Origin of the sequence: Burkholderia sp. 4M9327F10 (genome assembly GCF_005503145.1) — a bacterium.
Lineage (GTDB): Bacteria > Pseudomonadota > Gammaproteobacteria > Burkholderiales > Burkholderiaceae > Paraburkholderia.
In genome coordinates, this window is the sequence record NZ_SCNV01000019.1 from 117490 (window position 1) to 129047 (window position 11558).

Sequence of the window (11558 nt, forward strand, 5' to 3'; positions counted from 1 at the left end):
CTCCACGGAACGATTCGATTGCAACTACGGCAACTACGTGCAGACGACGCGCTGACCCATCCTGGGTCGCTGCTTGCTCCCGACGGCCGCATCATCGCGCCGTACGATCTCGAGCAGCGCGACGCGGAAATCGGCGAGCACCTCGCGCTCGCGAGCCAGCCCGGCATCCTCAACGCTGCCGCACAGCCGTTCGAACTCGACTACTCGCAAGCCGCAGTCGTCCATGTGATCAACGGCATGGGCGTCACGCTCGGCGATTCGATCATCGGCCTGACTGCACTCGATGCGATCCGCCAGGCCCATCCGCAGGTGCGTTTCGTCGTGTACCGGCCCGAGCTGGCGCCGTCCTACGTCGAGCAGCTCTACGCACTTGCCGAGGGTAGCGTTGCCACCACCCGGGCGTTGCCGTGGCCGCTCGAGGCGATTGCGCGTAACGAAGTCCGCATTGACATCGGCAATCATCTTTTCTGGCCCGGCTTCATGTCGCTGCCGATGATCGACTTTTTCCTTGGCGCACTCGGCACGCCGCCAGCGAGCGTGCCGAGCGCTCACAAGACGAACCGCTGGCTGCAGAACTTGCCGTTGCCAGCGTTACCCGACGCGTGGCGAGACCGCGCTTACGTGCTTTTTTGCCCGACCGCGAGCACCCCGGTCCGCAGCATTCCTCAGCCGGTGCACAGCGCGCTGGTTAGCCGTCTGTTCGAGCGCTTCGGCCTGCCCGTACTCGGTTTTGGCGCGGTGGATCATCCTCACTACGTGGATGTGAGCGCCCTCTCCGCCAACACGGCGCACTTTCTTACGTGGGTGCGGCATGCTCGCTACATGCTGACCTCCGACACAGCCGCGGTCCATATCGCGGCCGGTTTCGACGTGCCCACTACCGCGTTCTTCACGACCATCGCACCCGAGCTGCGAGTGCGTGACTATCCGCTCTGCCAGCCTGTGGCGCTAGAACTACCCGGGTTGCGCAACGTGCAGGCCAGCGAGCGCGCACAGGACATGGCACGCGTGGACGCGGCTTATCGGCTCGCCGTGCGCGGTGAACTGCCATTTGCGCCGCCGCGGACCGCGTAGCCGGACGGCAGCGCGGTAGGTAGCAACGAGCCGTCAACAGGATCGGGCATGCCTCATGCTGGTTAGCAGTCGTACTGCAACCATCAACCGGAGGAGAACCATCATGCCCTATCTGATTGGCTGGCTACTCGGCGTGCCGCTCATCGTCCTCGTCATCCTGTATCTGATCTTTCATTGACGTGAGCCCGCGCAAGCTCGGCGCCTGCTGGCGAGTGTGTCCGCCAGCAGGCGCCGCGTCAACGTGGCACGGCCATGAGCGGCTGTGCGTACCGCACGTTCGCTGCAGGCGTCACGCCGTAGTTGGTGGGCGGTGGCACGACAATGGTCGTATAGGAAAGCAGCGGCTCCGGCACGGGCGGCGGCGCGGTGACTGCGACCGCAGGCCCATACGACACGACGACCCGCGAGAACACGCTTGCCGAATAGACAAAACCAAAGGCTGCGGCCGCGGATACACAGACAAAACGAATTTTCACGAGCACTCCTGATACGCTGAACGATGGCATGCGTCTTCATTCATGAAGACGGAATCCGGATGGTTCGGATTGCTGATATCTTCTGCCGAACCGATTGGGGCGCGCACTGCGCCGACCGACGAAAGATACGCAAACTGCCACGCAAATGGCAGCCGTAACTTGTTTCATTCCATGTCGCCCGCGTCGCGACATATCTCGACATGATTTTCAAATTGCCTTCGCCGGCGGAGTCGACAAGAATTCGGCCTGTCGTTGAACGGCTCGCGGCACAACGCCGGCGACGCTCGATGACAGACTCCACGGAGAACGAGATGAACAAGCTGTTGGCAACTCTGGCGCTGTGCCTCGCCTGCACCGGCGCATTCGCGCAAACCACGACGGAACCGATGGGCGGCAACCCGCAGCGCATGGCGCAGATGGCCCAGCAGTTGCAAAGCCGCTTTGCCGCCGCGAACACCACGCAGGACGGCAAGCTCACCCGGCAACAGGCCGCTGCCGGCATGCCGATGGTCGCCAGGTACTTCGATCAGATCGATACGGCTCGCGCCGGCTACGTAACCTTGCCGCAAATCGAAGCATTCATGCAGCAACGCGCGACAGCGCACTGAGCGGGGCAATCATCAGATGGATCGTAGACGTGGCGAGTGCGTGTGGCTTCCGCTCGCCCTGTCCCCAAAAAACGCTATTCTGTTAGATAGATGGAAACGTACTTAAGCTTTGCATGGGACCAGAGCAAGTGCCAAAGCGCTGATTCCGGTCGACTGGAGACCCGCATGGACCGACCTGCGAAAATCATCGTGCTCGACGATGAAGCCGAATTGCGCAACATGCTGCAGCGCTTTCTGACCGGTCACGGTTTCGAAGTACGCGTAGTCGAAGACAGCAAGCGGCTCGACCGCTACTTGCAGCGCGAGCCCTACGATCTGCTGGTGCTCGATCTGATGATCGGCGAGGAAAACGGCCTGGAAATCTGCGGCCGCCTGCGCGCCGAAGGACAGACGTTGCCCATTCTGATGCTGACGGCCAAGGGCGATCCGATCGACAAGGTAGTGGGCCTCGAAACCGGCGCCGACGACTATCTCGCCAAGCCTTTTCTGCCGCGCGAACTGGTGGCGCGAATTCGCGCGCTGCTGCGGCGCCAGAAGATCGCCTCAGGCGACCCAACCGTGACCTCGCAGACGGTGCGCTTCGGCGACTACAGTCTCGACCTCGGCAAGCAGTTGCTCATGCGCGCGGGCGAACCGCTCGAGATTCACTCGGCGCAGATGCTGTTGCTGGCCGCGCTCGCGTCGTCGCCGAACCGGCCGGTGAGCCGCGACAACCTGATCGCACGGGCTCGCGGCCGCGATCATGAGGCGCTCGATCGCAGCATCGACGTTCAGGTGCTGCGCCTGCGGCAGATCGTGGAAGACGATCCGTCCAAACCGCGTTTCATCAAAACGGTTTGGGGTGTCGGCTACATGCTGATCGCCGACGTCGAGTCATGAGACGCATCATGCCGCGTCTCGTCTTGCCCAGAAGCCTGCTCGCGCGCAACATCGCACTGCTGATCGCGCTCGTCATGCTGTCGCAAGTCTGTTCCATCCTCGTGCTGGTGCATTACGTGCAGAAGCCGCGGGTCGAGCGCACGGCCATCGTGTTTGCCCGCTACGTCACCACGCTCGACTCGCTATTCGAGGCCGCCCCGGACGGTGCGCGTGATGCGTTGATCGCGCATCTGAACAATGGCGCGCAACCGCCGGGCCCCAACGATATCGAGCCGTCACCCAGCCTGCTGCATTTCTATCTTGTCTTTCAGCGCGACGTGTTTCTCGATACGCTGCGCGCGAATCTGCCCGCCGACATGCAGGTGCGCTGGCAGACTGAAGGCGGCCAGCGTCTCTGGATCAACATGCATGCACCGGGCAAGCCTGCCTGGATTGCGCTGCCGATTCCCGAAGACGCCCGCGGAGCCGGTCTCGAAGCGGCCATCGCGCTCTCGCTCGGCCTCGCCGCGCTTGCCGCACTGACCGGTTATCTGATCCAGCTGCACCTGAACCGGCCGTTGCGAAACCTCGCCCATGCCGCCCGGCGCGTGAGTTCGGGCGACACACCGCCGCCGCTTCCCACGGACGGTCCTACTGAAATCGCCGAAGTGAGCAGTGCCTTCAACCAGATGATGCAGACGCTGCAGCAAGCCGAGGCGACCCGCGCCGTGATGCTGGCCGGCATCTCACACGATATTCGCACACCGCTCACCAAACTGCGCCTCGCAATGGCCATGGCAATCACCGAGCACGGCGACGACAATTTCGTTGTGTCTGCAGAGGCCTATCTCGACCAGATCGACACCATCCTGCAACAGTTCATGGACTACGCCGGCAGCGGCGAGCGTGAGACGGCACAACCAGGCGATCTCAACGCACTGGTCAGCCGGCTTGCCGCGGATTTCGCGGGACTGGGTCACGAATTCGCGCTCTCGCCAGGACCGGTTCCCGAATTCGCCTTTCGCCCGATCACGATGATGCGGCTCCTGATGAACCTGATGCAGAACGCTGTCGTCTACGGACGGGAGGGACTCGCGGTGCGCACCTGGGTGCAAAACGGCACCGCGTACGTGGCGGTTTGCGATCGCGGCGAAGGACTCGCGCCGCAAGAACTCGAAGCCCTGAAGGCGCCGTTTCAGCGCGGCCGCAACGCACGTTCGCAGCCGGGCGGCACCGGCCTTGGCCTCGCTATCGTCGAACGGATCGCGCGTTTGCACGGTGGTTCGTTGCAGTTTCATGCGCGCGAGGGCGGCGGCCTGGAGGTGTGGGTCGTGTTACCGCTCAACGCCTCGCGCCAGCCCAAAGAGCCCGGTAGCTGACAGTCGGCAGCCGTCAAGCGCTTAAACGGGTCCAGGTCGCAACCTGTCGTGTGATTGCAGCACGCGCCTTGATTGTGATCTTTAGCCTCGTACAATGTAATCCGGCATGCTGGTGTCACGTTGAGAAGCTGCAACGCTGCACGCGGCGCGGCACTCAAAAGCGGAATTTGTTCGAGGTACACATTTATGACAAACAGCGAGTATTTGCTATCGCATCAGGATCTGGTCAAGGCCGTCATCATTCACCAGAACATACATGAAGGATTCTGGCGCCTGAATATCAACTTCAGCGTCGTCGCGACACACGGCAAGCAGGTACCGGACCCGTGCCTCAGCGTGACGATCCAGGGCATCGGCATCATGCAGACGGAGCCGAGCGACGAGATGGCGGTAGACGCGGCACTGGTCAATCCCGAAAAATTCGCGCCCATCGAGGACACAAGCCACGATGCCCCTAGCGGCATGCAGTTTGGGCGCGACATGTATCGCAACGTCGCAGTTCATCTGCGCGATGCCACAAGACCGGGCGGCGCCGCACGTTCAGTAGACCTGCGTTCCCAGCTCCAGCAGCAGAAGTAGGCAACCGGCGGACGCTGCCCGCGCCGCACACTAGGTTCGGCGCGCCGCCCGCATCATTGTTACGTATAGCAGCGCGCCTGCTACGGCGCCGATTAGCCAGCCGAAGTTGTTATCCGGCAAGACATGCAGCAACTGCGTGCAGAGTTCCCAGCCCACCGAGATGATGCCGGAGATCGCCAGTGCGGCAACGCCCACCTTGTTCCAGCCGCCGTCGTAATAGAAACGTCCTTGCGGCGCCATGCTGTACAGCTCGGCAGTCTCCACCTGCTGCTTCTTGATGAGGTAGAAGTCCGCCATCATCACGCCGTATAGCGGCGCGAGCACCGCCCCAAACACGCTGACGAAAATCGTGATCGCCTTCGGACTGTCGACAAAAATCCAGGGGCACACCAGCACGGCCAGAATGGAGGCGATAAGCCCCCCCTTCTTGAAGTCGATATGGCGTGGAAACAGGTTCGCAATATCGTAGGCCGGCGAAACGAAGTTGGCCACGATGTTGATGCCCATGGTCGCCACGATAAACGTCAGGCTGCCGATCACCACGGCCAGCTTGTTCTGGATGTGAGCGACAATCGCCACCGGGTCCATGATCATCGAGCCGAATACGCTGGCGCTTCCCGACGTAACGATCACCGTGATAATTGCAAAGACCACGAAGTTGACCGGCAACCCGAGGAAGTTGCCCACTTTCATCTGCCGTTCGCTCCTGGCAAAGCGCGAGAAATCGCCGAAGTTGAGCAGCAGCGCGGCAAAGTAGCTCACCACCAGCAGCGTGGCGTTGCCCATGCTGGCGAGCTGCTCGCCACCGGAGAGCACCTTGCCGCCAAGCGTCAGGCTAAGGCTGCCCAGGCCCGCCTGCGAGAGAATCCAGGCCATCAGCGCGAACATCACCACATACACGGCCGGCCCGCAGAAGTCGATGAACTTGCGGATCGTTTCCATGCCGCGCTGGAAGATGAACAACTGGAACACCCACATGAACAGGAAGCTGATCCAGCCGAGGCCATCGAGCCGCAAGAAGCTGACGCTGTGCAGGGAAGCTGCCGCGGGAAAGAACAGGAGAATCAGCGTCGCCACTGCTTTCGAGGCGAAATAGGTTTGCACGCCGTACCAGACAATGCCGACCACGCCGCGAATCACCGCTGCCAGGTTCGCACCCATCACGCCCATGCTGACGCGCGCCATCACAGGAAACGGAATGCCGTGCACGTAGCTGGGTTTGCCGACCAGGTTCATCAGTACGTAGACGATCAGAATGCCCACGGCTAGCGCCGTCAACACCTGCCAGCCGGAGATGCCGAGCAGAAACAGGCTGGCAGCAAACGTGTAGCCGCCCACGCTATGCACGTCCGACATCCACATGGCGAAGATGCAATAGCCGGTCCACGTGCGTCTGTCGAGCGGAACCGGCGCCAGATCATGGTTATACAGACGCTTGTCGCTCTGTGTCGCAAGGCCGGCCACATCGAGCGGGGCACCACCATCGATAAGCGGTGAGGTCGACATCTCTCCTCCTTTGCTGCTGTGCCTGAAGACAGGACCCGGCGCAGGCGCGCCGCCGGGCTGCGGACGAACTGGATTCCGGCCGGCCGCTTGCTGTTGCAACAATTCGGATGGTTCCACGAAAAAAAAGACCGCGCCAACATAAATGGGGCGCGGCTTGGCCGGGAAAGTGCACAGTGTGGGAAATACCGGCAAATGCAGGGAAACGCAGCCTGCGGCAACGCTTGGGCGTGCTGGTAGCGGCCGATGCGGCGCTTACTGCAGATGCTGCCCGCCGTTGATGGCGATGTTGGCGCCCGTCACGAACGCCGCCTCCCGCGAGCACAGATAGAGCACGAGCGCCGCCACTTCGTCGGGCTGGCCGAGCCTGCCGACCGGAATCTGCGGGATGATCTTCGTATCGAGCACGTCTTGCGGCACCGCCATCACCATCCTGGTGGCGATAAAACCGGGCGATACGGTATTGACCGTCACCCCCTTTTTCGCGACCTCGAGCGCAAGCGACTTCGTAAAGCCATGCATGCCCGCTTTCGCGGCGGCATAGTTGGTCTGGCCGAATCCGCCTTTGGAGCCGATGATGGACGAGATATTGATGATGCGTCCCCAACCCCGCTCCACCATACCGTCGCACAGTGGCTTGGTCATGTTGAAGAGCGAATCGAGATTGGTGCGCAGGACGTTGTCCCAGTTGACCTTGTCGAGCTTCTTGAAGCTCGCGTCGCGCGTGATACCGGCGTTGTTGATGAGAATGTCGACATCGCCTACTTCGGCCTGCAGCTTCCGCACACCTTGCTGGCACGAGTCGTATTCGGCGACATCGATCTGATAGGCGTGAAAGCGGCGCCCCGCCGCTTCCATTCGCTCGAGCCACGCAGGCGCGCCGGAATTGGCCGGCGAATAGGTGACCACAATCGTGTAGCCGGCATCATGCAATTTGACGGCAATGGCTTCGCCAATGCCGCCCATTCCACCTGTCACCAATGCGATCTGATTTGTCACGGCGGCTGCCTCGCGTGAGAGGGTCATGACCCGGTCTACGCGCGGTCAGCCTGTCCGGCCGCTCTTACCCGGTCGTTACATCCGATGTCTTCGCGGTGCGCGAAAGCACCGCTTCGAAGCCGCCTTCGGCCATGCTGACGGCTTGACGAACCGACTTGTTGACGCTGTCGCGCAACGCGCTGCTCGTCTCCATCAACTGCTTGAGCGCCGCAGCCGCTGCTTCGGAACCTGCGGGCGCCTGACTGGACAGCGTCTCGAAAAGCGTCTGCACCCGGCGATTGTGCGCTTCGTACTGCTCCCCCGCAATCGTCATGAGGCCCGAATTCATGCTGGATGCGATTTCGTACAAAGCACGCTGATAGGACTGGGCGCGCGCCGCCAGCGCGCCGTTCGGGCCGCTCTGTTGCGTGAAAAACGCCTGCGGGTCGGCAGCGGTCAGCAGCTTTTGCGAGTCGGCCAACGCGGACCGGGCCGCCTGCATATTCAACGCGGTCAGCTTCTGCAAGCCCTCCACGGCGAGACTGGCGAGGCCGTAGAACGCTTCAAGGTTGGCCTTTTGAGCGGCAGCAAACTGCTCGGGATACAACTCGTTCATTGTGTGGCTCCTGGAATCAACCCAATGATGCTTCGCCTGACTGGCAAGGCATGCTCGAGTAATGGAATGGCTAAGGTGGGAAGACGAGCCAGCTAAAACACGCTGGCGCTAAGTAAGCTCGTTCGTCCTCGTGATATTTCTTGTTTTAAATAAGCATAACAAACTAATTTTATGGTCTCTCAGGTTTTACAACTGCACGGCCGTTCACTTTGTTGCTTGTCTGGAATCCTCTGTCGGGTTGCGCGGAAAGTGAGGCGTTTTCGGCTGGCCGGCTCAGTGCATCCGTCCGGCGGCTTTCAGAAACGAGTGACCTTCATGGGTCAGACGCGGCAGCGCTCGCCCCGACGATGCATGTTCGAGACTGACCAGTTGGCGCGCCAGCAGGACATCGAGATCCTCCCGGTCGACCTCCAGTTGATCCGTGGCGTCCTTGACCAGCATCAGCGTTGCGAATTCGTGAGGGCTCAGCATCTTCGTCTCCCAAGTTTTTAGGTGCTGCGTTGACGGGACGTTGACGCGCCACCGTCGCGCCCCGAACCTGACTCTTTGAACGGATACCGCACATCTGATTCATCACCGACTCGATACGCATCGCGCATCAAGGGAAGTCATCTTAATTCGGATAAGCGTAAATTATCAATATGTGGGAAAAATCTTTTTGCTGTGAATCATGTGAACGCTATATCAGGTATTTGCTGAAACGTCTTCAGCGAAATCTTGATTGATCAGTTCAACGGACGGTTGCCATAAGCGCCCCCATCCCGACCAGCAGAGCGCCCATCAAACGATTGACGGCGCGCATGCGCACCGGTCTCAGCAGGAGCTCGCGGAGGCGGTGCGAAAACATTGCCATCGACGCCACGCCCACCGCGAACACCAATGCAAACGACACCGCCAGCAGCAGGTATTGCTGATTAGGTGACCAGCTCGACTCCACGTTGATGAACTGCGGGAAAAAAGACGGAAAGAACAGCAAGGTCTTTGGATTGAGTCCGGAGGTGGCAAACCCGCGCCAGAACAGACTACGCTGTTTGCCGCCGCCGTCACCGTCAACCCTCGAGTCGGCGAGACTGCTGCTGCGCCATTGCTTGCACCCCAGATAGACGAGATAAAGCGCCCCTGCCCAGCGCAACACGGTCAGCGCGCGGGCGTCGATCAGCAGCAGCGAATTCAGACACAAGGCGGTAAACACCAATTGCAGCAGGACGGCGCAGGTGCCGCCCCAGACGCACGGCAGCGCATGGCGCCAACCGGCATGAAGCGCGTGGCTCATGGTCAGCACATTGACAGGACCGGGCGAGTAGACGAGGACGAGCGAGGCGAGAAGAAACGAGGCGTACAGCTGGATCGACATTACGGGCTTGTTCTGCTGCAGAGCCAACGTGTGCTAGCCGAGTGGCATGGCACCCGGGTGCGAGCAGTGCTGGCCGAGATTCGGTTACGAGCGCCCCAGCCCGTCGCCGGTACTGCCGCTTTCGCGCCAGCTCTGGCGGATTACCGACACATGGGGCACCCCGGCATTTTCTTAAGAGAATGCCTCCATGCCCGGCGAGCGCGTCCTCCAGCGTCGGTCACGCCGGAGTCTGCCCGCCGCGCCATCTCCGGTGGAGACGGCGCGCCCCCAGGCGGCAGCTTGTGGCTGCGCCGGTTCAGCGAAGAGTATCCACGAAACCGGAAGCTTGTCCCGGGCATGGAAGCACCCTGAAAATATACCTTCCGGTCCGGTGGACGGGCTTCTTAAATGGTTGCACCGATCGTCGATCTTCGGAACAATGTCCCTGTAAAGTAATATAAACATGAATATTCTTCCGAATTCATCATGAACACTCGAAACCGTCCGCTGGACAACCAGGATCGCAAGATCCTGCGGGCGCTGCAGAAGAACGCGCGCCTGCCGAACGCAGAACTCGCCGAACTGGTCGGCATGTCGACTACCGCGTGCTGGAACCGCACCCGTCAGCTCGAGGCCGAAGGCTACATTCGCGGCTATGTCGCGTTACTCGATCAGCAGAAACTGGGCTTTGCCGACGTGGTGATCCTCGAGGTGACGCTCGACCGTCACGAGGACGACGCCCTCGCCCGCTTCGGTGCGGAGCTGGCAACACTGCCCGAAGTGCTCGAGGCCTATCTTGTCTCGGGCGAATATGACTATCTGGTGAAAGTGGCCGTGGACGGCACTGCCGGATATGAACGCTTCCTGCGCGAAAAGCTGTACCGGATCTCGGGCATCCGCCACAGCCGCTCGATGTTTGCGCTGCGCTGCATGAAGAGCATTCCCTCTGTCGAAATCTAAACGCGCGTTTCGAACGCGCGGCCAGATATATCGGACTCCATAGCATAGCCACGCGGCGATTCATCTGATCGATGAGCGGTGGCGCATGTAACGTCCGGGTTACGTGGCATGTTGCGGGAACACGTAACATTTCGCACCTGCATGCGGTGCGCTGCGACCACGCAAGCGCGTCGGCATCGCATCCGCAAATGCCATCCGGCAAGGCTCTCAGGCGTGCCCACATCTGGCTGCGCGAACCCGAGCGTGGCGCCGTCGCTTACGGCCTGGCTCTCGCTTCCTGGCGCGGAACTTGCCCCTTACGACTGCCCGAGCATGCCAACCCCACTCATGGCGCCACAGCGCCCGACTCGAACAATACGGCAGCGCGCACACACGCGGTATCGGGCCCGGAGCACACATTTTCTGCAAGGACGTTTCTGCAAGACCGATCAGCGGTTTTCCGGGGGCACTGATTACACCTTTGACCAATCAGGACGCGATTCCATCGCGAAAGGACTAATCATGGCTCCCTTCAAACACACTCTTGTTGCATCGGCGAGCGCACTCCTATGGTGGTCGCTTGCTACCTCATGCCAGGCGGCCGATTTCACGGATACGCCACCTCCCTCGATGACGCAAGGCGGATGGACCGGCACCGGGACCCCGGGATCGGGCTTCACGGGGACGGGGTATGGCAGTGGCAGTACAAGCGGCGTCAGTTCCGGCTCCGGTTATAGCGGAGGTACCGGGCCCGGTTACGGTTATGGCGGCGGTTGGGCCTGGACCTCGCTAGGCGGAAATGGCGGCGGATATAGCGGCGGCTCTGGAGACGGCGGTCAGGGAGGCTGGGGAACCGGGACAGGCGGGTCCGGCGGATCGGGCTCAGGCGGATCGGGTGGCTCTGGTTCTGGTGGCTCTGGTGGCTCTGGTGGCTCTGGCGGCTCCGGTGGCTCCGGTGGCTCCGGTGGCTCCGGTGGCTCCGGTGGCTCCGGTGGCTCCGGTGGCTCCGGTGGCTCCGGTGGCTCCGGTGGCTCTGGCGGCTCCGGTGGCTCCGGCGGCTCCGGTGGCTCCGGCGGCCACGGCGGCTCTGGCGGCGGTGGGTCAAGCGGCGGAAGCGGTGGCTCCGGCACAGGCGGCGAAGGCGGCTGGGGCGGCGGCTCCGGTGGAGGCTGGGGCGGTGGCTCGGGCGGCTCCGGGCCTGGCGGCGGTTCGGGC

The 11558-nt window shown here is 61.7% G+C and carries 14 protein-coding genes; 8 read left to right on the forward strand and 6 right to left on the reverse strand.

Annotation, left to right across the window (positions count from 1 at the left end):
• Window positions 1–18: 18 nt before the first annotated feature.
• Both FFS45_RS18860 and FFS45_RS42750 read left to right on the forward strand, forming a co-directional pair.
• Complete coding sequence (locus FFS45_RS18860) at window positions 19–1074, forward strand: ADP-heptose--LPS heptosyltransferase (protein WP_249362848.1); 1056 nt, start codon at window positions 19–21, stop codon at window positions 1072–1074.
• Window positions 1075–1129: 55 nt separating this feature from the next.
• Complete coding sequence (locus tag FFS45_RS42750; RefSeq protein WP_283204760.1) at window positions 1130–1252, forward strand: hypothetical protein; 123 nt, start codon at window positions 1130–1132, stop codon at window positions 1250–1252.
• 58 nt (window positions 1253–1310) lie between these two features.
• Here FFS45_RS42750 and FFS45_RS18865 read toward each other — a convergent pair whose 3' ends face one another.
• A complete protein-coding gene (locus tag FFS45_RS18865) occupies window positions 1311–1550 on the reverse strand; it encodes a hypothetical protein (protein ID WP_137956145.1) in 240 nt (79 codons plus the stop codon).
• Between the two features lie 311 nt (window positions 1551–1861).
• On the opposite strand from FFS45_RS18865, the gene FFS45_RS18870 reads away from it, so the two are divergent.
• The 4 genes from FFS45_RS18870 (at window position 1862) to FFS45_RS18885 (ending at window position 4974) form a co-directional block, all read left to right on the forward strand.
• A complete protein-coding gene (locus FFS45_RS18870) occupies window positions 1862–2158 on the forward strand; it encodes an EF-hand domain-containing protein (RefSeq protein WP_137956146.1) in 297 nt (98 codons plus the stop codon).
• A gap of 165 nt (window positions 2159–2323) precedes the next feature.
• Complete coding sequence (locus FFS45_RS18875) at window positions 2324–3037, forward strand: response regulator (protein WP_137956147.1); 714 nt, start codon at window positions 2324–2326, stop codon at window positions 3035–3037.
• Window positions 3034–4395 carry an ATP-binding protein gene (locus FFS45_RS18880; protein ID WP_137956148.1) on the forward strand — a complete coding sequence of 454 codons (1362 nt, stop codon included), beginning with the start codon at window positions 3034–3036 and terminating at the stop codon, window positions 4393–4395. Before FFS45_RS18875 ends, FFS45_RS18880 begins: the two co-directional genes overlap by 4 nt.
• A gap of 186 nt (window positions 4396–4581) precedes the next feature.
• Window positions 4582–4974, forward strand: a complete 393-nt coding sequence (locus FFS45_RS18885; protein ID WP_137956149.1) for a hypothetical protein — start codon at window positions 4582–4584, stop codon at window positions 4972–4974.
• 30 nt (window positions 4975–5004) lie between these two features.
• On the opposite strand, the gene FFS45_RS18890 is transcribed toward FFS45_RS18885, so the two are convergent.
• The 5 genes from FFS45_RS18890 to FFS45_RS18910 all read right to left on the reverse strand — a co-directional run bounded on the left by FFS45_RS18890 (window position 5005) and on the right by FFS45_RS18910 (window position 9425).
• A complete protein-coding gene (locus tag FFS45_RS18890; RefSeq protein WP_137956150.1) occupies window positions 5005–6480 on the reverse strand; it encodes an NCS1 family nucleobase:cation symporter-1 in 1476 nt (491 codons plus the stop codon).
• Window positions 6481–6732: 252 nt separating this feature from the next.
• Window positions 6733–7476, reverse strand: coding sequence for an acetoacetyl-CoA reductase (gene phbB / locus FFS45_RS18895; RefSeq protein WP_137956151.1), 744 nt, complete (start codon window positions 7474–7476; stop codon window positions 6733–6735).
• A gap of 64 nt (window positions 7477–7540) precedes the next feature.
• Window positions 7541–8071 (reverse strand): phasin family protein, encoded by a 531-nt coding sequence (locus FFS45_RS18900; protein WP_137956152.1) that lies wholly within the window; start codon window positions 8069–8071, stop codon window positions 7541–7543.
• Between the two features lie 273 nt (window positions 8072–8344).
• On the reverse strand, window positions 8345–8542 hold the full coding sequence (locus FFS45_RS18905) for a hypothetical protein (protein WP_137956153.1): 198 nt from the start codon (window positions 8540–8542) through the stop codon (window positions 8345–8347).
• A 259-nt stretch (window positions 8543–8801) separates the two neighbouring features.
• Window positions 8802–9425 carry a LysE family translocator gene (locus FFS45_RS18910; protein WP_137956154.1) on the reverse strand — a complete coding sequence of 208 codons (624 nt, stop codon included), beginning with the start codon at window positions 9423–9425 and terminating at the stop codon, window positions 8802–8804.
• A 465-nt stretch (window positions 9426–9890) separates the two neighbouring features.
• Between FFS45_RS18910 and FFS45_RS18915 the strand changes: the two genes are divergently transcribed.
• Both FFS45_RS18915 and FFS45_RS42400 read left to right on the forward strand, forming a co-directional pair.
• Window positions 9891–10364: an Lrp/AsnC family transcriptional regulator gene (locus FFS45_RS18915; RefSeq protein ID WP_137956155.1), complete on the forward strand. Its 474-nt coding sequence runs from the start codon at window positions 9891–9893 to the stop codon at window positions 10362–10364.
• 501 nt (window positions 10365–10865) lie between these two features.
• The coding region (locus FFS45_RS42400; protein ID WP_249362849.1) for a hypothetical protein at window positions 10866–11558 on the forward strand (693 nt) is incomplete at its 3' end.